The organism is Streptomyces sp. NPDC003077, assembly GCF_040611095.1.
Lineage (GTDB): Bacteria > Actinomycetota > Actinomycetes > Streptomycetales > Streptomycetaceae > Streptomyces.
This window is the reverse complement of sequence record NZ_JBEXNM010000018.1, coordinates 20,188-42,698: the sequence shown is the minus strand read 5'-3', so window position 1 is coordinate 42,698 and position 22,511 is coordinate 20,188. Positions and strand designations below refer to the sequence as shown.

The 22,511-nt window shown below is 73.3% G+C and carries 23 protein-coding genes and 1 riboswitch; of the genes, 12 read left to right on the top strand and 11 right to left on the bottom strand.

Annotation, left to right across the window (positions count from 1 at the left end):
- Window positions 1–212: 212 nt before the first annotated feature.
- Window positions 213–1,061 (bottom strand): class I SAM-dependent methyltransferase, encoded by an 849-nt coding sequence (locus ABZX96_RS15015; protein WP_355543614.1) that lies wholly within the window; start codon window positions 1,059–1,061, stop codon window positions 213–215.
- A 291-nt stretch (window positions 1,062–1,352) separates the two neighbouring features.
- Between ABZX96_RS15015 and ABZX96_RS15010 the strand changes: the two genes are divergently transcribed.
- Window positions 1,353–2,681 carry an MFS transporter gene (locus ABZX96_RS15010; protein WP_355543611.1) on the top strand — a complete coding sequence of 443 codons (1,329 nt, stop codon included), beginning with the start codon at window positions 1,353–1,355 and terminating at the stop codon, window positions 2,679–2,681.
- A gap of 107 nt (window positions 2,682–2,788) precedes the next feature.
- Here ABZX96_RS15010 and bioD read toward each other — a convergent pair whose 3' ends face one another.
- The 3 genes from bioD to bioB all read right to left on the bottom strand — a co-directional run bounded on the left by bioD (window position 2,789) and on the right by bioB (window position 6,047).
- Window positions 2,789–3,508 (bottom strand): dethiobiotin synthase, encoded by a 720-nt coding sequence (gene bioD, locus ABZX96_RS15005; RefSeq protein ID WP_355543608.1) that lies wholly within the window; start codon window positions 3,506–3,508, stop codon window positions 2,789–2,791.
- Window positions 3,509–3,589: 81 nt separating this feature from the next.
- Window positions 3,590–4,897: an adenosylmethionine--8-amino-7-oxononanoate transaminase gene (locus ABZX96_RS15000; RefSeq protein ID WP_355543606.1), complete on the bottom strand. Its 1,308-nt coding sequence runs from the start codon at window positions 4,895–4,897 to the stop codon at window positions 3,590–3,592.
- Window positions 4,890–6,047 carry a biotin synthase BioB gene (bioB, locus tag ABZX96_RS14995; RefSeq protein WP_355543603.1) on the bottom strand — a complete coding sequence of 386 codons (1,158 nt, stop codon included), beginning with the start codon at window positions 6,045–6,047 and terminating at the stop codon, window positions 4,890–4,892. The genes ABZX96_RS15000 and bioB overlap by 8 nt, the downstream gene beginning before the upstream one ends.
- A gap of 262 nt (window positions 6,048–6,309) precedes the next feature.
- On the opposite strand from bioB, the gene ABZX96_RS14990 reads away from it, so the two are divergent.
- On the top strand, window positions 6,310–7,464 hold the full coding sequence (locus ABZX96_RS14990) for an 8-amino-7-oxononanoate synthase (protein WP_355543826.1): 1,155 nt from the start codon (window positions 6,310–6,312) through the stop codon (window positions 7,462–7,464).
- A 12-nt stretch (window positions 7,465–7,476) separates the two neighbouring features.
- On the opposite strand, the gene ABZX96_RS14985 is transcribed toward ABZX96_RS14990, so the two are convergent.
- The gene (locus ABZX96_RS14985) at window positions 7,477–7,713 is read right to left on the bottom strand and encodes a DUF397 domain-containing protein (RefSeq protein WP_355543600.1); all 237 of its coding nucleotides are present in this window, start codon (window positions 7,711–7,713) and stop codon (window positions 7,477–7,479) included.
- A 9-nt stretch (window positions 7,714–7,722) separates the two neighbouring features.
- Window positions 7,723–8,613 carry a helix-turn-helix transcriptional regulator gene (locus tag ABZX96_RS14980; RefSeq protein WP_355543597.1) on the bottom strand — a complete coding sequence of 297 codons (891 nt, stop codon included), beginning with the start codon at window positions 8,611–8,613 and terminating at the stop codon, window positions 7,723–7,725.
- Between the two features lie 251 nt (window positions 8,614–8,864).
- On the opposite strand from ABZX96_RS14980, the gene ABZX96_RS14975 reads away from it, so the two are divergent.
- Entirely contained in the window at window positions 8,865–9,293 is a 429-nt protein-coding gene (locus tag ABZX96_RS14975; RefSeq protein WP_355543594.1) for an ATP-binding protein, read from the top strand.
- A gap of 149 nt (window positions 9,294–9,442) precedes the next feature.
- On the opposite strand, the gene ABZX96_RS14970 is transcribed toward ABZX96_RS14975, so the two are convergent.
- From ABZX96_RS14970 to ABZX96_RS14960, 3 genes are all read right to left on the bottom strand, one after another.
- Complete coding sequence (locus tag ABZX96_RS14970; protein ID WP_355543591.1) at window positions 9,443–10,033, bottom strand: DUF6328 family protein; 591 nt, start codon at window positions 10,031–10,033, stop codon at window positions 9,443–9,445.
- Window positions 10,034–10,239: 206 nt separating this feature from the next.
- Window positions 10,240–10,713, bottom strand: coding sequence for a C40 family peptidase (locus ABZX96_RS14965; protein WP_355543588.1), 474 nt, complete (start codon window positions 10,711–10,713; stop codon window positions 10,240–10,242).
- Between the two features lie 3 nt (window positions 10,714–10,716).
- Window positions 10,717–10,879, bottom strand: a riboswitch (cyclic di-AMP (ydaO/yuaA leader).
- A 600-nt stretch (window positions 10,880–11,479) separates the two neighbouring features.
- Window positions 11,480–12,343: a siderophore-interacting protein gene (locus ABZX96_RS14960; RefSeq protein WP_355543585.1), complete on the bottom strand. Its 864-nt coding sequence runs from the start codon at window positions 12,341–12,343 to the stop codon at window positions 11,480–11,482.
- A 252-nt stretch (window positions 12,344–12,595) separates the two neighbouring features.
- On the opposite strand from ABZX96_RS14960, the gene ABZX96_RS14955 reads away from it, so the two are divergent.
- Entirely contained in the window at window positions 12,596–13,405 is an 810-nt protein-coding gene (locus tag ABZX96_RS14955; protein ID WP_355543582.1) for a TetR/AcrR family transcriptional regulator, read from the top strand.
- Window positions 13,406–13,543: 138 nt separating this feature from the next.
- Here ABZX96_RS14955 and ABZX96_RS14950 read toward each other — a convergent pair whose 3' ends face one another.
- Window positions 13,544–13,852: a hypothetical protein gene (locus ABZX96_RS14950; RefSeq protein ID WP_355543823.1), complete on the bottom strand. Its 309-nt coding sequence runs from the start codon at window positions 13,850–13,852 to the stop codon at window positions 13,544–13,546.
- 5 nt (window positions 13,853–13,857) lie between these two features.
- Window positions 13,858–14,493, bottom strand: a complete 636-nt coding sequence (locus tag ABZX96_RS14945) for an ATP-dependent Clp protease proteolytic subunit (RefSeq protein ID WP_355543580.1) — start codon at window positions 14,491–14,493, stop codon at window positions 13,858–13,860.
- A gap of 309 nt (window positions 14,494–14,802) precedes the next feature.
- On the opposite strand from ABZX96_RS14945, the gene ABZX96_RS14940 reads away from it, so the two are divergent.
- From ABZX96_RS14940 to ABZX96_RS14905, 8 genes are all read left to right on the top strand, one after another.
- Window positions 14,803–15,117 (top strand): type II toxin-antitoxin system Phd/YefM family antitoxin, encoded by a 315-nt coding sequence (locus tag ABZX96_RS14940; protein WP_355543577.1) that lies wholly within the window; start codon window positions 14,803–14,805, stop codon window positions 15,115–15,117.
- A 610-nt stretch (window positions 15,118–15,727) separates the two neighbouring features.
- The gene (locus tag ABZX96_RS14935) at window positions 15,728–16,030 is read left to right on the top strand and encodes an urease subunit gamma (RefSeq protein ID WP_355543574.1); all 303 of its coding nucleotides are present in this window, start codon (window positions 15,728–15,730) and stop codon (window positions 16,028–16,030) included.
- A 17-nt stretch (window positions 16,031–16,047) separates the two neighbouring features.
- Window positions 16,048–16,359, top strand: a complete 312-nt coding sequence (locus ABZX96_RS14930; protein ID WP_355543571.1) for an urease subunit beta — start codon at window positions 16,048–16,050, stop codon at window positions 16,357–16,359.
- A complete protein-coding gene (locus tag ABZX96_RS14925; RefSeq protein WP_355543568.1) occupies window positions 16,352–18,073 on the top strand; it encodes an urease subunit alpha in 1,722 nt (573 codons plus the stop codon). The genes ABZX96_RS14930 and ABZX96_RS14925 overlap by 8 nt, the downstream gene beginning before the upstream one ends.
- 70 nt (window positions 18,074–18,143) lie before the next feature.
- Complete coding sequence (locus ABZX96_RS14920) at window positions 18,144–18,818, top strand: urease accessory UreF family protein (RefSeq protein WP_355543565.1); 675 nt, start codon at window positions 18,144–18,146, stop codon at window positions 18,816–18,818.
- Between the two features lie 148 nt (window positions 18,819–18,966).
- On the top strand, window positions 18,967–19,662 hold the full coding sequence (gene ureG, locus ABZX96_RS14915; protein WP_355543562.1) for an urease accessory protein UreG: 696 nt from the start codon (window positions 18,967–18,969) through the stop codon (window positions 19,660–19,662).
- Complete coding sequence (locus ABZX96_RS14910) at window positions 19,659–20,537, top strand: urease accessory protein UreD (protein WP_355543559.1); 879 nt, start codon at window positions 19,659–19,661, stop codon at window positions 20,535–20,537. The genes ureG and ABZX96_RS14910 overlap by 4 nt, the downstream gene beginning before the upstream one ends.
- Before the next feature lie 110 nt (window positions 20,538–20,647).
- Window positions 20,648–22,255 (top strand): alpha/beta hydrolase, encoded by a 1,608-nt coding sequence (locus ABZX96_RS14905; protein WP_355543556.1) that lies wholly within the window; start codon window positions 20,648–20,650, stop codon window positions 22,253–22,255.
- Window positions 22,256–22,511: the final 256 nt, after the last annotated feature.

The window sequence follows — 22,511 nt, the reverse complement described above, 5'->3', positions numbered from 1 at the left end:
CCCGGTATCCCCCTGGCGGACCGGGCGGACGGCCGCGGAATCGTCCTCACGGAGGAGCCGGAGGGGCGCCTACGGGACCGCGGCAGGATGGCCGGGGGATCGACCGGGTGGGCGGGGAGGCCGGTGGTTTCCGACGAGGCCGCCGGGTCCCGGGGGAGAGCGGCGGACGGTCGGCGGGGCCGGAGAGGCGGACGGGAAGCGGGGCCGGACGGTCAGCGGGGCCGGGCGACCAGGGCGAACCGGTGGCAGGTCACCGTCAGCGGCCGGCCGGCGCGCATCTCCTCGTGCAGGGCCCGCAGCCGGTCGGCGTAGCGCTCCGGGGTGAAGTCGGGCACCTGCCACGGCGTGATCCGCAGGAACAGCGCCAGCGCGCCGATGTCGCGGAAGGTGGCGGCGATCCGCGCCTCCTGCCGCCAGACGATCTCCAGCCCGGCGTCCGTGAGTTCCTCGGCGGCCGACGCCAGGTCCCAGTCCCGGTAGTCGTGCTCCGGGGCCCCCAGAGCCTGGTTGACCTCCTCCAGGTCGCGCCCGCCGACCTGCTGGGTGACGAACGTGCCGTCCGGCGTGAGCACCCGGCGGATCTCCTCCGGGTCGTAGGACTCGTGGCGGCTGGTGATCAGCGCGAACGCGTCGTCGGGGAAGGGCAGCTTGTCGTCGTCGCCCACCTCGGCGACCTCGATGCCCAGGGGCTCCAGGTTCCGGCGGGCGACCGGGACGTTGGGCGGGTAGCTCTCGGTCGCCGCCGTACGGGCGGGCAGCGGCGCCAGCGACGTCAGGACCTCGCCGCCGCCCGTACCGAGGTCGAGCAGCGAGGGGGCCTGCGGTAGCCGTTCCCGCACCAGGCCGGGGTAGCTCCAGGGCAGCGCGGTCTCGGTCTCGGTGAACCGGCCGCGGAAGACGCCCATGTCCCAGCCTTCGAAGGGCGTGGTCAGGCCTTCGGCGAGCAGTTCCTCGTAGGTGCGGTGGTCGTCGGGGGCCCGCCCGGTCCCGTGGTGCGGGGGGCGGGCGTCGAGGGCGGCGCCCTGGTGCGGGTGGTCCGGGGCGTGGTCGTCATGGGTCATGGGTTCGATCTTGGCAGGTGAGACGGACGCGAGGGGGCGCCTTCAGGCCATGATCATTACGAGGGGGACGGGCGCGGGCGGGCCCACCGAACGGGACACCGTACGGGCCGGGCGGGACCGGGTCGCCCACCGCCCGCCCGGGGCGCCGCCACCCCCGCGGCTTAGAATGGTCCCTCGGCCGCGTCGGCGCGGGCCCGCCGGGCGGTCGTCTCCTCCCGCGCGAGCCTGCCCACCGCCGACGTCCGCCCACCGCACGCCGTACGGACGATCCAGAGCAGGACGCACCCACGTATGCCCCACCACTCCGCGCCGTCGGACGCCCGGCCCGCCCCGGCCGCCTCCGCCGCCCCATCAGACACCCCACCGGCCGACGGCGCCTCCGCCGCGTCACCGGCCACCGGTGCCTCCGCCGCGCCGCGCCCTCCCGGGGCCGACGGGGCCTACGCCCGCAAGGCCGTCGTCGCCTCCGCCGTCGGGTACGGGCTCGAAGGCTTCGACCTCCTCATCCTCAGCTTCGCGCTCTCCGCGATCACCGCCGGACTGCACCTGAGCTCCACTCAGGCGGGCTGGCTGACCACCATCACCCTCATCGGCTGTGTCGTCGGCGGCCTGGTCTTCGGCCTGCTCTCCGACCGGTTCGGCCGCATCCGGGTCCTGACCTGGTCGATCGTCGTCTTCGCGGTCTTCACCGGACTGACCGCGCTGTCCCAGGACTTTCTCCAGCTCGCCGCCTGCCGGTTCGTGGCGGGAGCCGGCATCGGCGGGGAGTTCGGCATCGGCATGGCGCTGGCGGCCGAGGCGTTCCCCAGCCGCAAGCGCGCCCGCGGCACCTCGTACGTCGGACTGGGCTGGCAGGCCGGTGTCCTGGCCGCCGCGCTGATCTCCGCACCGGTCATCAACGCCTGGGGCTGGCGGGCGCTGTTCGCGCTGGGCGTGCTGCCCGCCGTCGCGGGGTTCCTCTTCCGCCGGACGATGCACGAGCCCGCCGTCTTCACCGCCGACCGCGAGCGCCGTTCCATGGGCGCGCCGCTGCGGGCGCTGTGGGACACGCCGGTGGCCCGCCGCTCGACACTCGGCGTCCTCGTCCTGACGTCCGTGCAGAACTTCGGGTACTACGGCGTGATCACCTGGCTGCCCAGCTACCTCTCCAAGGAGTTCGGCTACAGCCTCACCAAGTCCGGTGCCTGGACCGCCGTCACCGTCGTCGGCATGGCCTGCGGCATCCTGGCCTTCGGCCGGCTCGCCGACCGCATCGGCCGCCGCCCCACCTTCTGGATCTTCCAGGCCGGTTCGGTGCTCTCGGTGCTCGCCTACGCCACGCTCTCGACCCCGACCGCCCTGCTCATCGGCGGCGCCGTCATGGGCGCCTTCGTCAATGGCATGACCGGCGGCTACGGCGCCCTGATCGCCGAGCTGTACCCCACGCACGCCCGCGCCACCGCGCAGAACGTGCTCTTCAACCTCGGCCGCGGGGTGGGCGGGTTCGCGCCGCTGGTCGTGGCCCTGATCGCCGGTGCGTACGGCTTCCAGAAGGCCATCGGCCTGCTCGCCGTCATCTACGTCCTGGACATGGCCGCGATGCTGCTCATCCCGGAACGGAAGGGCGCGGAACTGGCCTGACGGGCGTCCGCGGGGCGGCGCGGGGGTGCGGCGTGTCCTCGTACGTCAGGTGGTGACGACGATGGCCGAAGCCGTGCCCCGGCGCCCCGCCCCCGCCCCGCTCCCGCCTACGCCCCGTACTCCGCCGCCCACCCCGCGGCGTCCGCCGTGCCGTCCAGCGCGGGGGCCAGCCAACCGGGTGCCGCCGCGCGGAAGGCGGACGGCGGCAGGGCGCCCGCGCCCTGGGGCAGCAGCCCCAGCAGCGGCGCGCCGGCCGCCTCGGGCAGGTCACCGATGTTGCAGCGGGCGGCCAGGCCGGGTTCCGCCGGCCAACTGCCCACCACCACACCGGCACAGGTCAGCCCGTGCGTCCGCAGGGCCAGCGCGGTGAGCGCGGTGGCGTTCAGGGTGCCCAGGCCCGCCTGGGCCACCACGAGGACGGGCGCCTCGGCCAGCCGGGCGGCGTCGGCGAGCGTGCCGCCCGCCTCGTCGAAGCGGACCAGCAGCCCGCCCGCGCCCTCGACCAGCACCAGATCGTGCGAGGCCGCCAGCTTCGCCGCGGCCTCGGCGACCTCGGCGGGGCGGACGGGCGGCAGCCCGGCGCGGCGGGCGGCGGTCTCGGGCGCCAGGGGCTCGGGGTAGCGGGCGAGTTCGGCGGTGGTGACCGCCGCGCCCGCCAGGCGGGCCACCTCCGCCGCGTCGCCCGGCTCGTCCGGTCCCATGCCGGTCTGCGCGGGCTTGAGCACGGCCACCGACCGGCCCCGGGCCAGCGCCGCCGCGGCGACGGCGGCCGTGGTCACGGTCTTCCCGATCTCCGTGCCCGTTCCGGTCACGAACAGCACCGGCATGTCATCTCTCGCTCTCTTGGTTCTTCCGGATGGTGGGGCGTTGCCGTTCCCCCACCCCTACGGTGACGACGTCCGCCCCCGTCACCCCGCCCGCGCCGCCGCGCCCACCGCCGCGCAGATCCGGGCCACGTCCTCGTCCCCGGTGACGTACGGCGGCATGGTGTAGAGCAGGTCGCGGAACGGGCGCAGCCACACGCCCGCGCGGACCGCGGCCCGCGTCGCGGCGGCCATGTCCACCGGGTGGTCCAACTGGACGACGCCGATCGCGCCCAGGACGCGGACGTCCTTGACGCCCGGGATCCGCGCCGCCTCCGCCAGGCCCTCCCGCAGCCCGGCCTCGATCCGCTCGACCTCCCGCCGCCAGTCCTGGGACAGCAGCAGGTCCAGGGAGGCGCCGGCGACCGCGGCGGCCAGCGGGTTGCCCATGAACGTCGGGCCGTGCGCGAGCACCGGCATGTCGCCGCGGGCGATGCCCTCGGCGACGGCGGAGCGGCACAGCGTCGCGGCCATCGTCAGGTAGCCGCCGGTGAGCGCCTTGCCGACGCACATCACGTCGGGGGTCACCCCGGCGTGGTCGGCGGCGAACAGGGCGCCGGTCCGCCCGAAGCCCGTCGCGATCTCGTCGAAGATCAGCAGCACGCCGTGCTCGTCGCAGGCCTGACGCAGCGTCCGCAGGTAGGCGGGGGAGTGGAAGGACATCCCGCCCGCGCCCTGCACCACCGGTTCCACGATCACGGCGGCCAGTTCGCCGGCGTGCCGGGCGATCAGGTCCCGCAGGTGGGCCTCGTACGCCGGGTCGGGCGCGGCGTCGAAGCCGGGGGGCGGCGCGTCGGCGAAGACCTGCCGGGGCAGCACGCCGCGCCACAGCTCGTGCATGCCGCCTTCGGGGTCGCACACCGCCATCGGCTGCCAGGTGTCGCCGTGGTAGCCGCCGCGCCAGGTCAGCAGCCGCTGTTTGCGCGGCTTTCCGAGCGACCGCCAGTACTGGAGGCACATCTTGACGGCGACCTCGACGGCCACCGAGCCGGAGTCGGCGAGGAAGACGTGCTCCAGGCCCTCGGGCGTGATCTCGACGAGCCGGGCGGCGAGCCGCACGGCGGGCTCATGGGTGAGCCCGCCGAACATGACATGGCTCATCCGCTCCATCTGGTCGCGGGCGGCGGCGTCCAGCACCGGGTGCCGGTAGCCGTGGATCGCCGACCACCACGACGCCATGCCGTCCACCAGCTCGTCCCGCCCCTCGACCGGTTCGGCCAGCCGCAGCCGCACGCCGGCGGCGGAGGCCACCACCAGCGGCTCGGCGCGGCCGGGCATCGGGCCGTAGGGGTGCCAGACGTGCGCCCGGTCCAGGTCGAGGAGCTGACGGGTGCTCAGGGACGGGTCAGGCATTGGGCGGCAGGTCCGTTCCCGCGCCGCGGCGGCGCACGGAGACGAGGTCGGTGCGGGCCGCTCCGGCGGGCGCGGGGACCTTCGCCTCGTCCGTCGCCTCGTCCGCCTGCTCGTCGGACGAGGGGACCCCGGCCACCGGCGCGTCCGTCCGGTGCGCGGGCAGCGTCGTGGTGTCCGCGTCCTCCACCTCGAACCCCGCGTCCGCGATCATCGCCAGGTCCTCCTTGCCCGCCTGGCCCTCACTGGTGAGGTAGTCGCCCAGGAAGATGGAGTTGGCCAGGTGCAGGGCGAGCGGCTGGAGGGAGCGCAGGTGCACCTCCCGGCCGCCGGCCAGTCGCACCTCCACGTCGGGGCACACGAACCGCACCATCGCCAGGATGCGCAGCGCCCGCTGCGGGGTGAGGTTCCACTCCTTGGCCAGCGGCGTGCCCTCGAAGGGGATGAGGAAGTTGACCGGGACCGAGTCCGGGTCCAGGTCGCGCAGCGCGAAGACCACGTCCACCAGGTCCGCGTCGCTCTCGCCCATGCCCGCGATGAGCCCGGAGCAGGCGGACATCCCGGCGGCCTGGGCCTGCTTGACCGTCGAGACGCGGTCGGAGAAGTCGTGCGTGGTGCAGATGTCGCCGTAGGTGGCCTCGGAGGTGTTGAGGTTGTGGTTGTAGGCATCGGCGCCGGCCTCGCGCAGCCGGGCCGCCTGTCCGTCGGAGAGCAGCCCGAGGCAGGCGCACACCTCGACGCTCTCGTTCTGCTCCTTGATGGCGGCGATGGTCCGCGAGACGCGGTCCACGTCCCGGTCGGTGGGCCCGCGCCCGCTGGCGACCAGGCACACCCGCTTCGCGCCGCCGGCCACCCCGGCCGCGGCGGCCTCGGCGGCGGCGTCCGCGTCCAGCCAGGTGTACTTGAGGATCTCCGCCTTGGACCCCAGCCGCTGCGAGCAGTAGGAGCAGTCCTCCGGGCACAGCCCCGACTTGAGGTTCACCAGGTAGTTGAGCTTCACCCGCCGCCCGAACCAGTGGCGGCGTACCTTTCCGGCCGCGGCCACCACGTCCAGCAGTTCGTCGTCGGTCGTCGCCAGCACGGCCAGCGCCTCTTCGCGGGTCGGCACCTCGCGCCGGAGCCCCTTGTCCACCAGTGTGTTCAGCAGGTCCATGGCGATGATCCTGTCCTACGCCACCCCTCCCGGCAAAGGAGGAACCCGACAACGGCTCACGTCCCGGGTGTGTGTATTGCCACACCGTACACACGGCTAACGACCGCTAACGTCTATCGACAGCCCACAAACGACAAGGATGCCGATGCCCGTGGAACCCTCCCCACCGACGCCCGCGCACCCCGCCGCGCCACCCGGCCCGGCCGGCGCCCGCGCGGCCGTGGCACCCCCCGGCCCGGCGTGCGGTGCTCAGCGGGACGAGGTGTCCGAAATCCGACCGGGCGCCGCCTTCGACTGGATCGACGAGGCGAGCGAACGGCGCCGCGCCGCCGGCCTCGTGCGGACCCTGCGGCCCCGCCCGGTGGACTCCGGGCTGCTGGACCTGGCGAGCAACGACTACCTGGGCCTGGCCCGGCACCCCGTCGTCACCCGCGGCGCCGCGCGGGCCGCGCACCGGTGGGGCGCCGGCGCGACCGGCTCCCGGCTGGTCACCGGCAGCACCGAACTGCACGCCGAACTGGAACGCGAACTCGCCGCGTTCTGCGGCTTCGAGGCCGCCCTGGTGCTCTCGTCCGGCTACGCGGCCAACCTCGCGGCCGTCACCGCGCTCACCGCGCCCGGCACCCTCATCGTCTCCGACGCGGACAACCACGCCTCCCTCATCGACGGCTGCCGCCTCTCCCGGGCGCGCACCGCCGTCGTCCCGCACGCCGACCCGGAGGCCGTCCGCAAGAGCCTGGACGGGCACGGCGGTCGGGCGTTGGCCGTCACCGACGCCGTCTTCTCCGTGGACGGGGACGCCGCGCCGCTGCCCGCGCTCGCCGACGCCTGCCGCGCGCACGGGGCGGCGCTGCTCGTGGACGACGCCCACGGGCTGGGTGTCCTGGGGGAGGGCGGACGCGGCGCGCTGCACGCGGCGGGGCTGGCCGGGGACCCGGACGTGGTCGCCACCGTGACGCTCTCCAAGTCGCTCGGCAGCCAGGGCGGGGCGGTCCTCGGCCCGGCCCGGGTCATCGCGCACCTGGTCAACACGGCCCGGACGTTCATCTTCGACACCGGCCTCGCCCCGGCCGCGGCGGGCGGCGCGCTGACCGCCCTGCGGCTGCTGCGCCGCGAACCGGAGCGCGCCGCGCGGGCGCGCGCCGTGGCCCGCGACCTGCACGCGCGACTGACCGGCGCGGGACTGACCGCCGCGCGCCCCGACGCCGCCGTGGTGTCCGTCCACGCGCCCTCGCCGGAGGCCGCGCTCCAGTGGGCGGCGGACTGCCGGGACGCGGGGCTGGCGGTCGGCTGCTTCCGGCCGCCGTCCGTGCCCGACGGGATCTCCCGGCTGCGGCTCACCGCCCGCGCGGACCTGAGCGAGCGGCAGATCGAGACGGCGGTCGGCACGATCCTGCGGACCGCGCCGACCGCCTGAGACGGCTCCGGATCACCTCACCGGCGCAAAGCCGGTATGGGTGAGCCCGCCGACGAAACACCTCCAGGCCCCGGCGGTGAACAGCAGGGCCGGGCCCGCGGAGTCCTTGGAGTCACGCACGGCGAGCAGCCCGGCGCCGAGCCGGGCGGTTTCGACGCAGTTGTTCAGTCCGTTGCTGCGGGCGCTGTGCCGCCAGTGAACGCGGCCGAGCGCGGAACTGGACGCTACGTACCGAGGCGATGCTGACATGGTGCCTCCTCACACGCCGTCACCGGAGCGGTGGGCACCGGCGACGGCGGCGATGAAAACCGATGATTCCTCGTAGGAGAGGGCGCGCCCCCGCAGCGTGTCGAACGCCTCGCTGTACGCCCTGAGGTCTTCTTGTCGCTCCAGATAAAGGCTACTCGTCAAATGGTCGAGAACAACCACGTCCAGATCGGCAATGAGCGGAAATGAGAAAATAACGAAAGGCCCGGTGGTGCCGATATGGACACCGGCCGAGAACGGCAGCACCTGAATGTCCACATGAGGCAACCGGGAAAGCTCCAGCATGTGCCGTAGCTGGGCGCTCATCACCGCGCGGGTGCCGACCTGCCGCCGTAGCACCGCCTCGTCCAGCACCGCTCGCAACCGTAACGGCCGCTCGCCGCGCAGCACTTCCTGGCGCGCGACCCGCACCTCCACCAGGGCGTCCACCTGCTCACGCGGCAGGCCCGGCAGCGCGGCGCCGGTGACCTCCCGCGCGTAGTCGGGCGTCTGCAACAGGCCGGGCACCAGCGTGGTCTCCAGCGTCCGCGCGACACAGGCCTGGGTCTCCAGGGTGATGAAGTCCCGGTACTCCGGCGGCAGTAGGTGGCGGTAGCCGTACCACCACACGCGCCGGGAGGCCGAGGGATCGTCGCCCGCGTCGCCGCCGCACAGCGCCGTGAGCAGCGCGCGCAGCCGCTCGTCACGGACCTCGTACACGTCCAGCAGCCGTGCTACGTCGGCGGGTTTGGCGCCGCTGCGGCCGGTCTCGATCCGGCTGATCTTCGACTGGTGCCAGCCCGCCGAGCGGGCCGCCGCCTCACTGGTGAGTCCCGCCCGCGTCCGCTGGCGCCGCAGTTCCTCGCCGAGTTTGCGACGGCGTACTTCCGGCCCGTACCGCATCGGTCTGTCTCCCTTTCAGTTCAGACGTTCCGACCGACACCGATAGGCCGTTGCGGCGGCCGAATACGGTCTCTCCCGGCAAGATTCACTTCTTCGGGCGACAGATATATGCATACGTTGGTGGGCCGTCGACAACGACGGCACCATGTGTGCCAACCCGCCGCGCGGCGGCGGTTCCGAGGCCGACGGGCCCTGCGGATCGCGGGCCAGCCCCCGGATCCGGCCCTCGGCGGAAATGGGAAGGCATCGCGATGGCAGACCACCAGGACGCGTCACTCACCCTGCCGAGCGTGCCGGCCTCGGTCGCCGTGGCCCGCAGGTTCGTCACGGGGGTGCTCGGCGAATGGGGTCTGCCCGGCGGCACGGAGGCCACCGAGGCGATCCGCCTCATCGTCTCCGAACTGGCCACCAACGCCATCCAGCACACCTTCGGCCAGTCCCCGGAGTTCACCGTCGACGTCCAGCTCGACCGCGACGAACGGCTGCGGATCGGCGTCACCGACAGCCACCCCCGCTGGCCGCAGCGACTGCCGGCCGCCGTGCAGCAGGACAACGGCCGGGGCATGGTCATCATCCGCTACCTCGCCGCGGAGGCGGGCGGACGGCTGACGGTCGTGCCGACGCCCTCCGGCGGCAAGACCGTGTGGATCACCCTGCCTTGGGAGCCACCGGCTCCCTGAGGGGCGTGGACCCGGACGCCTCGCCCTTCTCAGGGGCGGTTCGGCGGCGGGAGGCGTGGCCGCTTTCGGGGACGGTCCGGCGGTGAGGCGCCCGGCCGCTCTTCGGACGGTTCACCCCCGGCGAGGCGCCCGACCCCCCTGGGACGGGTTCACCGGCGAGGCGCCTGACCGTTCCGCCGTGGCTCGTCTTCCCACCGGTCCGCGGCCCGCTTGACGTGTCCGTTGCGGTGGCCCAGGACGCGGGGGAGCACCGCCCACAGCGCGCCGCACATCACCAGCGTCGCCGCGCTCGCCACCACGCCCGCGCCCCGGCCCACGACCACGTCGACGACCAGCATCACCGCGCCCGTCAGCGCCAGGGCCAGTACCGCCATCCCCACCCCGGCCAGCCGTGAGGACACCATCACGATCAGCCGCTTCGCGCGCCGCTGGAACAGCATCCGGTGGGCCGCGACGGGCGCCGTGAGCAGCACCGCCGCCAGGACGGCCAGCAGCAGCGTCGCGACGTAGGTGTCCCGCTGCACCTCGTCCAGGGAACCGAACCGCGGCGTGAACGCCAGGGTCAGCAGGAACGCGAACAGGATCTGCACCCCCGTCTGCATGACCCGCAGTTCCTGCAGCAGCTCGGAGAAGTTGCGGTCGTAGCGCTCCAGTGTCGTCTCGTTGCGGTCCGGGCACCCGTCGGAGGGGGCGTCCGGGAGCGGGGGACGGTCGCGGTGGCCGGTGGTCGGGGAGCTCATGCCCTACGGGTAACCGGGTATGGCGTGAACAGTCGCCTCGGGACGGGCACCCGGGGACGTCCAGGGGGAAGAGAGCCGGGCGCGCGCCGGAGGAAGGGGCGGGTACGGGGACCGGCGGGGTCGCCGTGGCAGCGGCCGTACGGGTGCCCCCTGGGGGCCGGGCCCGGCGCGGTGGGCCCGACCCGGCCATGACACGTCAGGGCACGTCAGGACACGCGGCCGTACAGCACGTTGCGCGTCCAGATCTTCTCCAGCCGCACCACCGCTCCCGTCTTGGGGGCGTGCCAGATCTTGTTCGAGCCCGCGTAGATGCCGACGTGGTGGATGCCCCGGGAGGACTTGAAGAAGACCAGGTCACCGTGTTTGCGGGCGGATGCCGGAATGTGCCGGGTCCGGTTGTACTGCGATGCGGCGGTCCGCGGCAGGCTCTTGCCCGCGCGCTTGAACGAGTAGAGCGTCAGGCCCGAGCAGTCGAAACGGTGCGGCCCCGTCGCGCCGTACTGGTACGGCGCGCCCTTCTTCGAGGCGGCGATCCGCAGCGCCTGGGCCGAGACCGAACCGGCCTCGGCCTCCGGCGTGCCGCCCGGGATCAGCGTGCCGGCCCCGACCGTGGCCACGGCCAGGGCGGAGACCATGCCGGCGCGCGCCAGCACGGGAGCAAGTGAAATCCGCGCGTTCATGCGCAACCCTTCGTCAGTCGCCTGCGAAGGAAGACCTGTCGGGTTCGGGCAGGCGAAGAATGCCCGGCCGAGGGCTCGGCTTCACCCCAAGGGACCCTGCGGCCGGAAGGCCGGCGGCCCCGTCGTGCTCGGGTCCTCCGCTCCTGCCGTCAGGCGCATCGACCGGGCATCCGGGGCGGCGGCAGGATTCGGCGCCCGTCCGGACCGCCCCGCCGCTGTGGCGGGGGCTTGTCGTCTCAGGGATCGTCACGCACCAAGGGGTCCGGTTCCGAGTTGAAACGGCCATATGTGAGGCTGGCCACGACTGACCCATTCAGGTGGACAACGCCCGCTTCGCTCCCCGCCCGCGACCCGTGCCGACGCCCGTACCAGGAGCGGAACGACATATTCCGCGCGACACGTCAACAGATCGCGCAAATCGAACTCGTCATCAGTTGTCGGTGCCCCTCCGCCGATCGTGCGAGCCCGACCGGCTCCGGTCGGAGCAACGCCGTCGCGGGAGGGGCGACTGATGGCGTGCCACCTCTGCGTTCTTTGCGGCAGGCGCCGGGCTCGCCGGGCGCCGACGGGCCGTCCGGGGCCCGGGTGGCGGGGCGGCGGGCAGGGTGTGACGGCTCTTCGGACGCGGTCGGAGCGGGGTTGGTTGAGCCTTCCGGCGGACCGTGAGGTGTGTTGGTGATGACGGTCCGATGGGAGGTGCCGGCACGGGGGCAGGCGGGAGCCGGGCATCGTGCTCGTGTTCGACGACCCGGCCGCCGCCCCGCCCTCAGCCGCGCTGCTCCTCCTGGGCCTGTGCCAGCCGCTCCTGGGCCTCGGCCAGGTCCTCCGCGGTCGGCGCGTCGTCCTGAGTCAGCTTCAGCCGCCAGTAGCCGGTGAAGTCCACGGACCGCTTGTCCAGCCCGCGCTCCTGAAGGAGGTGACGGCGCAGGGTCCGCACCGTCCCCGCCTCGCCGGCCAGCCAGGCGAACACCCGGCCCGGCCCGAACGCCGCACCCCGCACCGCCCGGACCAGCGCGTCCCCGTGCCCGGGCGGGACCGCGCCACGGTGCACCCAGTGGACGGTGACCTCGGCACGCGTAGCGAACCGCTGTTCCTCGGCGGCGTCCGCCACCTCGATGTACGCCGCCGCGCGGGCGCCCTCCGGGAGGGATTCGAGGAGCGTGCCGATCGCGGGCAGCGCGGACTGGTCCCCGGCGAACAGGTACCAATCGGCGTCACCCAGCGGACGGGCGTACACCGCTGACGGCCCGTACCGGCCGAGCGTGTCACCGGGACGGGCGGAAAGCGCCCACCGCGTGGCCGGGCCGCCGTTGTCGTGCAGCAGGAAATCGATGTCGATGAGGTGCTGCTCGGGGTGATGGGCGCGGACCGTGTAGCTGCGCATATACGGCCGTTCGTCCTCGGGAATGGCGAGCAATGCCTGATACCACCGCATGGCGTCGCCGTCCGGGTCGGGTTCGGGAAGCCGGGGGACGCTCTGCCCCGGCCGCGGGAAACAGAGTTTGAGCTGCTGGTCGGGCCAGGTGGCGAAGGTGTCCAGACCGGCGCCGCCGAAGGTGATCCGCACCATGTGCGGGGACAGCCGGCGTACGTGCGTGACGTGGATGAGGGAGACGGGATTTTCTTCCATCGCAAGGACTCCGAGAGCGAAACGGGAAAGGAAGGGGACGAAACGGGAAAGGAAGGGGCTGGAAAGGAAGAGGAAGGGGCTGGAAAGGAAGGGGAAGGGCCGCAAAGGAAAAGAGGGGGAAGTGGGGAGCGGTGTGGCCGGTATGCCCGCGGTGTCGCCGGTGGCCGGCGGGCCCGGCACTCCGTTCGCTGGTAACCTTATGCCGTAAAGAATTCGCTCGGACACGTTACTTTATGGCGTAAGGAGTCGCAAGTGGTGGTCTTCGCCGGTCAGGGGGACGCACGTCGTTCGATGGCGCTGCTGTGGCGGACCGCGCCGTCCGCCGCCTCACGCCCGGGACCCAAGCCGGTGCTGAGCGTGGACGCGATCGTCGAGGCGGCCGTCGACATCGCGGACGCGGAGGGGATGGCCGCACTGTCCATGCGCGCGGTCGGCGAGCGGCTCGGCCGTACGGCCATGGCCCTATACACCCACGTCCCGGGCAAGGGCGAACTGCTCGACCTGATGTACGACCGCGTCCTCGCGGAGCTCCCCACCGCCTACGACACGGACCCTGGCTGGCGCGTCGCGCTGACCGCCTGGGCCGAACAGACCTGGGCCTTCTACCTGCGGCACCCCTGGGTGCTCCAGATCTCGCAGGCCCGCCCGGTGCTGGGCCCCAACGAGTACGCGGGCATGGAGGCCCTCGTCCGCGTCCTGGACACGACGGGGCTCCCGCCGCACGTGCTCCGGCGGATGATCGGCATGCTCTTCCACTTCGTGCGCGGGGCGGCGCAGACGGTCGCCGAGTCCCGGCAGGCCGCGGCGGCGACGGGGGTGACCGACGACGCGTGGTGGTTCGCCCGCTCGGCCCAGCTCAGGGACGTGGCCCCGGACTTCGCCGAACGGTTCCCAACGCTGCTCCGGCTGGAGACCGAGGGGGCGTCCGCGCCCGGCGACGAGGACGTGCCCTACCTGGAGCGCGAGGCGAAGGAGACGTTCACGGTCGGGCTCGGCGTCCTGCTGGACGGCATCCAGGTGGCGGTGGACCGCGCGGCGGCCGACGGGCCGGGGGAGGGGTGAGACCCGGGACGCCCCCAGGGGCGACGCGTCACCGGGACTTGTGCCGCCCGCTCCCCTCCGCCCCGGCCTCTCGGCGTTCGACCCAAGGTCCTCGGCGGGCCGCGCTCGTGGCGGCCACTCGCACCCCGGCCCGGCGGCTCAGCCCTCGGCCGGTGGCGGAACGGCCACGAGCCCGGCGCGCCGCTCGCCGTCCAGGACCCGCAGCGCCCGGGCCAGCGTGGGCGCGTGCAACTCGTTCTCGCCACGGTTGTGCATCAGCGTCAGCGCGTCCCGCAGCTCCACGGCCGTGCGCACCAGCGCCTGGGCGGCGCGCAGGGCGCTGTAGGTCTGCGTACCGCGGGCCGGGTTGACGCGGCCGAGCAGATCGAGCGCCTCCAGATAACGGTCGAGCACCTCGCCCTCCGCCCGCGTCAGCGCGGGCAGCGGCGGCAGTTCGGGGGGCAGCACGCCGCTCACCGGGCGCCGGTGGGCGCGGGCGGCGTCTTGCGGCTGCGGGTGAGTCCGTCGATGAGGCCGTAGTCGATCGCGGCCCGCGCGTCGAACATGGTGTCCCGCTCGATGTCCGCGGCGATCCGCTCGGCGGGCTGCCCCGTGTGCCGTACGAGCATCGCCTCCACCAGCGCCCGGGTCCGCAGCATCTCCTCGGCCTGGATCCGCAGGTCTTCGGTCTGCCCTTGGACCGGTTCGCTCAGGGACGGCTGGTGGATCAGGATCCGCGCTCCCGGCAGGGCCAGCCGCTTGCCCGGCGCGCCGGCGGTCAGCAGCAGCGCGGCGGCGGAGGCGGCCTGGCCCAGGCAGACCGTCTCGATCTCCCCGGAGACGAACTGCATCGTGTCGTAAATGGCGGACATCGCCGTGAACGAGCCGCCCGGCGAGTTGATGTAGAGGGAGATGCCGCGTCCGGGGGCGTCGTAGTCGAGGTGCAGCAACTGCGAGATCACGTCGTTGGCGGCGGTGTCGTCGATCGGGGTGCCGAGGAAGACGATGCGCTCGCTGAGCAGCTTGGAGTACGGGTCCATGGTGCGGACCCCGGAACTGGTGCGCTCGGTGAACTCGGGAAGGACGTAGCGGGCTTCGGAACGGTGCATGTGCCGACTCCTTGGGGCCTCAGACCATCAAAAATGTACAGGACGTACAGACTGTTCGGATGGCGAGCATCGTTCAAGCGGGCGACGGACGTCAACGGGTGACGGGGAGTCGGGAACGCGCTGAGAGCGAACACGGGGCGCTGTTGCGCGCGCCCGGCGTCCGGTGCGGAACCGGGGCCGGTCCGACCGGCGATGGGCCGCCCTCCCCGCCGGACGCCCCCGCGCGTGCCGCCGGACCCTCGGTGACCTGCGTCGAGCCCGCTCCCCGGGACCGGTGGAACGGGCCGGCCGGCGCCTAAACTGGGGGGCATGGCCTACGAGATTCCGGTGACGCAAGCCCGGGCGGAGCTGGCGGACCTGATCAACCGTGTCGTCTACGGCAACGAGCGGGTGGTCGTGACCCGGCACGGCAAGCCGCTGGTCGCCCTGGTGACCGCCGACGACCTGCGGCGGCTGGAGCAGGACGAGCGGCGCGAGGAGAGCGCGACGGAGGAGCGGGTGATCAGCACGGTCTCCAGCGTGCGCGAGCTCCCGGCCCCCACCGGAGAGCGCAGCCGCTTCGGTATCGCCGCCGAGCACCGCGGTACGGGCGCCGCGGAGCACCGGCCGGGTTACGAGGGCTGAGTACGGGGGGCGACGCCGCGGGCGGAGCATGGAGCCGCAAAGCGCTATCGGCGCGGGCGCGGCGCCTTCCGGCGACCCGCTCCCCCGCGCCGGGCACGTCGCCTTCCGAGATCCGATACTTCTCGCCGGGCACGGCGCCTCTCACCGGTTGCCCCCGCGTGGCCGGACGCCGACGCCTTGACCGCGCGTCCCGCCCGATCCCCCGCCCGAGGGCCCGTCGATCTCCCATCCACCGGGCCGCCCCATCAGCACGGGCCCCGGCGAAGCCGCCCGCCTGCCGCCGACCCATCCGGCCACCCGTCGTCCGTACCGCCAGATCCCGCCGAACATAACGGCTATCAGCGGCCAAACCCCGCCCAACCCCCGCAACCTTGACGGTGCGTAATCCGCCATCACCGCACCGTGCGCGTGCCCGTAACAGAACGTCAGCGGAGTTAACGCAGACGAAACGCCGCCGAACTAACCTGCGATGTTGGGGCAGTTGATGGACGAGCGCTGAATGTGAGTTTGCTCCTCCTTTAATAACTGTGTGATACATCTGCCCTGTGGGTGTGTGCACGCCCGTGACCTGGGCTTATGTGCCGGGTAGGAAGACGGTGAGGTAAAAGGTATGCAACTGACCCCGCATGAACAGGAACGTCTGTTGATTCATGTGGCGGCCGATGTGGCCGAGAAGCGTCGGGCCCGCGGACTGCGGCTGAACCATCCGGAAGCCGTCGCCCTGCTGACCTCCCACATCCTCGAAGGCGCCCGGGACGGCCGGACCGTCGCCGAGCTCATGTCGTCCGGTCGCAAGGTGCTCACCCGCGACGACGTCATGGAAGGCGTGGCCGAGATGATCCACGACGTGCAGGTGGAGGCCACCTTCCCGGACGGCACCAAGCTCGTCACCGTCCACGAGCCCATCAACTGACGGCGGGGGAACAGCAGATGATCCCAGGAGAGATCCTCTACGCGGACGAGCCGGTACGCCTGAACGAAGGGCTCCCCGTCACGCGGATGACCGTCCTGAACTCCGCCGACCGCCCCGTGCAGGTCGGCTCCCACTACCACTTCGCCGAGGCCAACCCGGGCCTCGATTTCGATCGTGCCGCCGCCCACGGCCGGCGCCTGAATGTCGCCGCCGGATCCGCCGTGCGCTTCGAGCCCGGCATCCCCACCGAGGTCGAGCTGGTGCCCATCGCGGGCAAGCGGGTCGTCGCGGGTCTGCGCGGCGAGACCGGAGGATCCCTCGATGGCTGACCTGTCCCGTTCCGCCTACGCCGACCTGTTCGGCCCGACCACCGGTGACCGGATCCGGCTGGCCGACACCGACCTGGTCGTCGAGATCACCGAGGACCGCAGCGGCGGTCCCGGCCGGGCGGGCGACGAGGCGGTGTTCGGCGGCGGCAAGGTGATCCGCGAGTCGATGGGCCAGTCCCGCGTCACCCGCGCCGAGGGCGCCCCCGACACCGTCATCACCGGCGCGATCGTCCTGGACCACTGGGGCGTCATCAAGGCCGACGTGGGCATCCGCGACGGCCGGATCACCGCCCTGGGCAAGGCCGGCAACCCGGACACGATGGACGGCGTCCACCCCGACCTCGTCATCGGGCCGGAGACCGAGGTCATCGCGGGCAACGGCAAGATCCTGACGGCCGGTGCCATCGACACCCACGTCCACTTCATCTGCCCGCAGCAGGTGGACGAGGCGCTGGCGTCCGGCGTCACCACGCTCATCGGCGGCGGCACCGGCCCGGCCGAGGGCAGCAAGGCCACCACCATCACGCCCGGCGCCTGGCACGTCGCGCGCCTGCTGGAGTCGATGGACTCCTCGCCCGTCAACGTCGGCCTGCTCGGCAAGGGCAACACCATGTCCCTCGCCTCGATGCGCGACCAGCTGCGCGCGGGCATCCTCGGCTTCAAGATCCACGAGGACTGGGGTGCCACCCCCGCCGTCCTGGACGCCTGCCTGCGGGTGTGCGAGGAGAGCGGCGCGCAGCTCGCCATCCACACGGACACGCTGAACGAGGCCGGGTTCCTCGGCGACACGCTCGCCGCCATCGCGGGCCGCTCCATCCACGCCTTCCACGTCGAGGGGGCCGGCGGCGGCCACGCGCCCGACATGATCGCGATGGTCTCGCAGCCGAACGTGCTGCCCGCCTCCACCAACCCGACCCGGCCGCACACCGTCAACACCGTCGAGGAGCACCTCGACATGCTGATGGTCTGCCACCACCTCAACCCGGCGGTCCCGGAGGACCTGGCGTTCGCCGAGTCCCGCATCCGGCCCTCCACCATCGCGGCCGAGGACATCCTGCACGACCTCGGCGCGATCTCGATCATGTCCTCGGACGCGCAGGCCATGGGCCGCATCGGCGAGGTCGTGATGCGCACCTGGCAGACCGCGCACGTCATGAAGAAGCGGCGCGGCACGCTCCCCGGCGACCTGGCCGCCGACAACCACCGCGCCCGGCGCTATGTCGCCAAATACACCATCAACCCGGCCATCGCGCAGGGCATCGACCACGAGGTCGGTTCCGTGGAGGGCGGCAAGCTCGCCGACCTGGTGCTGTGGGACCCGGCGTTCTTCGGCGTCAAGCCGCTGCTCGTCATCAAGGGCGGTCAGATCGCGTACGCGCAGATGGGCGACGCCAACGCGTCCATCCCCACCCCGCAGCCGGTGCTGCCCCGGCCGATGTTCGGCGCCACCGGCCGCGCGCCCGGCGCCAACTCGTTCAATTTCGTCTCCGCGCAGGCGGTCGAGGACGGGCTGCCGGAGCGGCTCGGCCTGGCCAAGTCCATGGTGCCCATCCGCAGCACCCGGGGTGTCACCAAGGCCGACATGCGGGTCAACGACGCGCTGCCGGACGTCAAGGTGGACCCGGACACCTTCACGGTGACCATCGACGGCGAGGTGGTCGAACCGGCCCCCGCCGCCGAGCTGCCCATGGCCCAGCGCTACTTCCTCTTCTGACGGTTTCCGACGGTTCACTGATGAACGACACACCCATACGGGACGGCGCGGCCAGGCCGGGAGGCCCCCGATGAGCCGCGCGGCCCTGCTCGTCCTGGCCGACGGACGGTTCCCCGCCGGAGGGCACGCGCACTCCGGCGGCGCCGAACCGGCCGTCGCCGCCGGACGGATCACGGACGCGGCGTCCCTGGAGGACTTCTGCCGCGGCCGGCTGCACACCTCCGGGCTGGTCGCCGCCGGCCTGGCCGCCGCGGCGGCCACCGGATACGACCCGCTCCTGCTGGACGAGGCCGCCGACGCCCGCACCCCCGCCCCGGCGCTGCGGGCCACCGCGCGCCGGCTGGGGCGGCAGATGATGCGGGCCGCCCGCGCCACCTGGCCGTCCGCCGCGCTGGACGCGCTGGCCCGGGACCGGCCGCGCGGCGCCCACCAGCCCGTCGTGCTGGGCCTGGCGGCCCGCTCGGCGGGGCTGACGCCGCTGGACGCCGCGTACGCCGTCGCGTACGAGAACGTCAGCGGCCCGGCCACCGCTGTCGTCCGGCTGCTGAGCCTGGACCCGTTCGACGCCACCGCCGTGCTCGCCCGGCTCGCCCCGGACCTGGACGCGGTGGCGGAACGGGCCGCTGGCGCGGCGGCGCGGCTGGCCGCGGAGGGCGTGGACGCGCTGCCCGCGGCCTCGGCCCCGCTGCTGGACCTCACCGCCGAGCAGCACGCGGCCTGGCCGGTCCGGCTCTTCGCGTCCTGAGCCTTCTGGGCCTTCCTGAGGCTTCCTGAGGCTTCCTGAGCGAGCGGCGACCGCATGGGACGGCCGTCCCAGGTACGCGGGCCGTCCCGGTACGCGGCGGAACCGCCCCCGTCCCATCCCCCTGCACCCCCGACCCCTTGGAGCAGTCATGCACCTCGACCACGGCGACACCTTCCCCGAGCGCCACACCTACAGCGCCGCCGACCCCCGGCGCCCCGACGGCACCCGGCGGGCGCTGCGCATCGGGCTGGGCGGGCCGGTCGGCACCGGCAAGACCGCCACCGTCGCCGCCCTGTGCCGGGCGCTGCGCGACGAACTGTCCATCGCGGTGGTCACCAACGACATCTACACCCGCGAGGACGCCGAGTTCCTGCTGCGCGAGGCCGTGCTGCCGGCCGAGCGGATCACGGCCGTGGAGACCGGGGCCTGCCCGCACACCGCCATCCGCGACGACATCTCCGCGAACCTGGAGGCCGTGGAGGACCTGGAGGACCGGGTCGGCCCGCTGGACCTGATCCTCGTCGAGTCGGGCGGCGACAATCTGACGGCGACGTTCTCCAAGGGGCTGGTCGACGCGCAGATCTTCGTCATCGACGTGGCGGGCGGCGACGACATCCCCCGCAAGGGCGGCCCCGGCGTCACCACCGCCGACCTCCTGGTGATCAACAAGACCGACCTGGCCCCGTACGTCGGCGTCGACCTGGAGGGCATGGCCCGCGACGCCAAGGCGCAGCGCGGCGAACTGCCCGTCGCCTTCACCGCGCTGAAGTCCGAGAACGGCGTCCGGCCGGTCTCCGACTGGGTCCGCGAGCGGCTCGCCGACTGGACCGCGGGCGCCGCATGACCCTCGCCCCACCGCCCGCGCCCGCCCCTGACGCCATCGCCCCCGCTCCCGCGCCCGCGAGCGGGCTGCGCGCCACCGCCCGCGTCGTCGCCCGCGCCGCCGCGGGCGGGCCCGTCCGCCTGCCCGTCCTGGACGGTGACGGGCCGTTCGCGCTGCGCCGCGTCCGCTCCTCCGGAGACCAGGCCGGGGTCTGCGTCGTCGGCGCCATGAGCGCGCCGCTCGGCGGCGACCGACTGCGCATGGAGATCACCGCCGAGCCGGGCGCGTCGCTGCGCGTCACCGCCGCGGCGGCCACCGTCGCGCTGCCCGGCCGCACGGGTGCGGAAGCGACCTACGACGTGGAGCTGACGGTGGGGGAGGGGGCCCGGCTCGACTGGCTGCCCGAACCGCTGGTCAGCGCGGAGGGCAGCGACCTGCGGATGACGACGACGGTGCGCCTGGCGCCCACCGCGCGTCTGGTGCTGCGCGAGGAGCAGGTGCTGGGCCGCGCCGGCGAACGGACGGGGCGGCTGCGCAGCCGCCTGGTCGTCCGCCGGGCGGGCCGCGTCCTGCTGGACCAGGAGACGGCCTACGGGCCGGGCGTTCCCGGCTGGGACTCCGCGGCCGTCCTGGGCGGGCACCGCGCCGTCGGGCAACTCCTGGTCGTGGACCCCGCCTACGAACGGGACCCGCTGCCGACCCGGCTGCTCGGGGAGGCGGAAGCGTCAGGGAAATCGGACGCGGCCGGGAGGACGACGGCTGACGCGGGGGCGGCGGCCGGGTACGCGGTGTGCGCGCCGCTCGCCGGGCCCGCCGCGCTCGTCACTGCCGTCGCACCGGACGCGCTGGCACTCCGCAGACTGCTGGAGTCCGCAAGTATTCCTACAGGTTGGTAAAGAATTAGCCATACAGTCTGTTCACAGCAGACGAACAAACGACAGGATCACCCTGCAACTCTGTGATCACCGCCGCCTCACGCGGCGCTTCCTGCAGGGGGATCCCCGAAGTGAACCGAAAAGCAGCGCTGGGCGCGGCTAGCACCCTGGTGACCGGCACGCTCATAGCCGGAGCGATAGCGGCCACCCCCGCGACCGCCGTCGAGCGCCACCACTCCACCGACGCGGCGGCCCGGGGCGTGCAGATCGCCGCCGCCCGCGCGGCCCGTGCCGGCATCGACTGGCAGACCTGCCCCGCCGACTGGGGCCTGAAGGCCCCCATCCAGTGCGGCTGGGTCACCGTCCCGCTGGACTACACCAAGCCCAACGGCCGCACGATCAAGATCGCCGTGGACCGGGCCGTCAGCACCGGCACCAAGAAGGAGCGCCAGGGCTCCCTCATCTACAACCCCGGCGGCCCCGGCGGCTCGGGCCTGCGCTTCCCGGCGCGCGTCACGAGCAAGAGCCCGCTGTGGGTCAAGACCGCCAAGGCCTACGACTTCGTCGGCTTCGACCCGCGCGGCGTCGGCCACTCCGCGCCGATCTCCTGTGTGGACCCCCAGGAGTACGTCAAGGCCCCCAAGCTCGACCCGGTGCCGGACAGCGAGGCCGACAAGCGCGTGCAGCGCAAGCTGGCCCGCGAGTACGCGGACGGCTGCTTCGAGCGCAGCGGTGACCTCCTGCCGCACATGACCACGCCCAACACCGCGCGTGACCTGGACGTCATCCGGGCCGCGCTGGGCGACAAGAAGCTCAACTACCTCGGCGTCTCCTACGGCACCTACCTTGGCGCCGTCTACGCCACGCTCTTCCCGAACCACGTCCGCCGGATGCTCGTCGACTCCGTGGTGAACCCCTCGCGCGAGAAGATCTGGTACCAGGCCAACCTGGACCAGGACATCGCCTTCGAGACCCGCTGGGGCGACTGGAAGAAGTGGGTCGCCAAGAACGACGCGACCTACCACATCGGCGACACCCCCGCCAAGGTCCAGAAGCAGTGGGAGAAGCTGCGCGCCACCGCCAAGAAGCACCCGATCGGCGGCGTCGTCGGCCCGGCCGAGCTGACCGGCTTCTTCCAGAGCGCGCCGTACTACGACTCGTCGTGGGCCTCGGTCGCGTCCGTGTGGAGCGCCTACCTCGCCGGTGACGCCAAGCCGCTGATCCAGAGCGCGGGCCCCGACCTGAGCGACAAGGCCGGCAACATCGCCTCCGAGAACAGCAACGCCGTCTACACGGCCGTGGAGTGCGCCGACGCCAAGTGGCCCACCAGCTGGCAGAAGTGGAACCGGGACAACACCCGCGTCCACCGTCAGGCCCCGTTCATGACCTGGTCCAACGCCTGGATGAACCTGCCCTGCGCCACCTGGAAGACCAAGCAGCACAACCCGGTCGAGGTCAAGACCGGCCGCGGGCTGCCCAGCGTCCTGATCGTCCAGAGCGAGCGGGACGCCGCCACGCCGTTCGAGGGCGCCGTCGAGCTGCACAAGCGCCTCAAGGGCTCGCGCCTGATCGTCGAGAAGAACGCCGGTTCGCACGGCGTCACCGGCCAGGTCAACCCGTGCATCAACGACCGCGTGGACACCTACTTCCTGACTGGCAAGATCGACGCCAAGGACGTGACCTGCGCGCCGCACGCCACCCCGCAGCCGGCTCCGGCGAAGGCCAAGGCCGGCGCCTGATCGCGGTAGGGCCGAGGCCCGGCGCGTGACGGCGTTCCGGGGCGCGTGACAGCGCCCCGGCCGCCGGAGCGCGACCACCGCGCGGCCCCGCCGCGTCCGCCGCGGGCCGCCCACGCGCGACGTGCGTTCGCGTTGCGGGGCCCGCGGGGCGGAGCGCCGCCGCGGTGAAGGGAGCCGAAGGGGGGGGGGGGGGCAGACCCCCCCCCCCGGAATTGGGGTCAGGGCCCGCCCCCCCCGGGGGGCCCCCCCGGGGGCG

Excerpts from the sequence above, each read along its gene's own strand:
- ABZX96_RS14925 (WP_355543568.1), top strand. The coding sequence starts at position 16,352 with ATGGCTGACCTGTCCCGTTCCGCCTACGCCGACCTGTTCGGCCCGACC.
- ABZX96_RS14980 (WP_355543597.1), bottom strand. The coding sequence starts at position 8,613 with ATGCGGTACGGGCCGGAAGTACGCCGTCGCAAACTCGGCGAGGAACTG.
- ABZX96_RS14930 (WP_355543571.1), top strand. The coding sequence starts at position 16,048 with ATGATCCCAGGAGAGATCCTCTACGCGGACGAGCCGGTACGCCTGAAC.
- ABZX96_RS14935 (WP_355543574.1), top strand. The coding sequence starts at position 15,728 with ATGCAACTGACCCCGCATGAACAGGAACGTCTGTTGATTCATGTGGCG.
- ABZX96_RS14965 (WP_355543588.1), bottom strand. The coding sequence starts at position 10,713 with ATGAACGCGCGGATTTCACTTGCTCCCGTGCTGGCGCGCGCCGGCATG.
- ABZX96_RS15015 (WP_355543614.1), bottom strand. The coding sequence starts at position 1,061 with ATGACCCATGACGACCACGCCCCGGACCACCCGCACCAGGGCGCCGCC.
- ABZX96_RS14975 (WP_355543594.1), top strand. The coding sequence starts at position 8,865 with ATGGCAGACCACCAGGACGCGTCACTCACCCTGCCGAGCGTGCCGGCC.
- ABZX96_RS14945 (WP_355543580.1), bottom strand. The coding sequence starts at position 14,493 with ATGCACCGTTCCGAAGCCCGCTACGTCCTTCCCGAGTTCACCGAGCGC.
- bioD (WP_355543608.1), bottom strand. The coding sequence starts at position 3,508 with ATGCCGGTGCTGTTCGTGACCGGAACGGGCACGGAGATCGGGAAGACC.
- ABZX96_RS14940 (WP_355543577.1), top strand. The coding sequence starts at position 14,803 with ATGGCCTACGAGATTCCGGTGACGCAAGCCCGGGCGGAGCTGGCGGAC.
- bioB (WP_355543603.1), bottom strand. The coding sequence starts at position 6,047 with ATGGACCTGCTGAACACACTGGTGGACAAGGGGCTCCGGCGCGAGGTG.
- ABZX96_RS14910 (WP_355543559.1), top strand. The coding sequence starts at position 19,659 with ATGACCCTCGCCCCACCGCCCGCGCCCGCCCCTGACGCCATCGCCCCC.
- ABZX96_RS14970 (WP_355543591.1), bottom strand. The coding sequence starts at position 10,033 with ATGAGCTCCCCGACCACCGGCCACCGCGACCGTCCCCCGCTCCCGGAC.
- ABZX96_RS15000 (WP_355543606.1), bottom strand. The coding sequence starts at position 4,897 with ATGCCTGACCCGTCCCTGAGCACCCGTCAGCTCCTCGACCTGGACCGG.
- ABZX96_RS15010 (WP_355543611.1), top strand. The coding sequence starts at position 1,353 with ATGCCCCACCACTCCGCGCCGTCGGACGCCCGGCCCGCCCCGGCCGCC.
- ABZX96_RS14920 (WP_355543565.1), top strand. The coding sequence starts at position 18,144 with ATGAGCCGCGCGGCCCTGCTCGTCCTGGCCGACGGACGGTTCCCCGCC.
- ABZX96_RS14960 (WP_355543585.1), bottom strand. The coding sequence starts at position 12,343 with ATGGAAGAAAATCCCGTCTCCCTCATCCACGTCACGCACGTACGCCGG.
- ureG (WP_355543562.1), top strand. The coding sequence starts at position 18,967 with ATGCACCTCGACCACGGCGACACCTTCCCCGAGCGCCACACCTACAGC.
- ABZX96_RS14985 (WP_355543600.1), bottom strand. The coding sequence starts at position 7,713 with ATGTCAGCATCGCCTCGGTACGTAGCGTCCAGTTCCGCGCTCGGCCGC.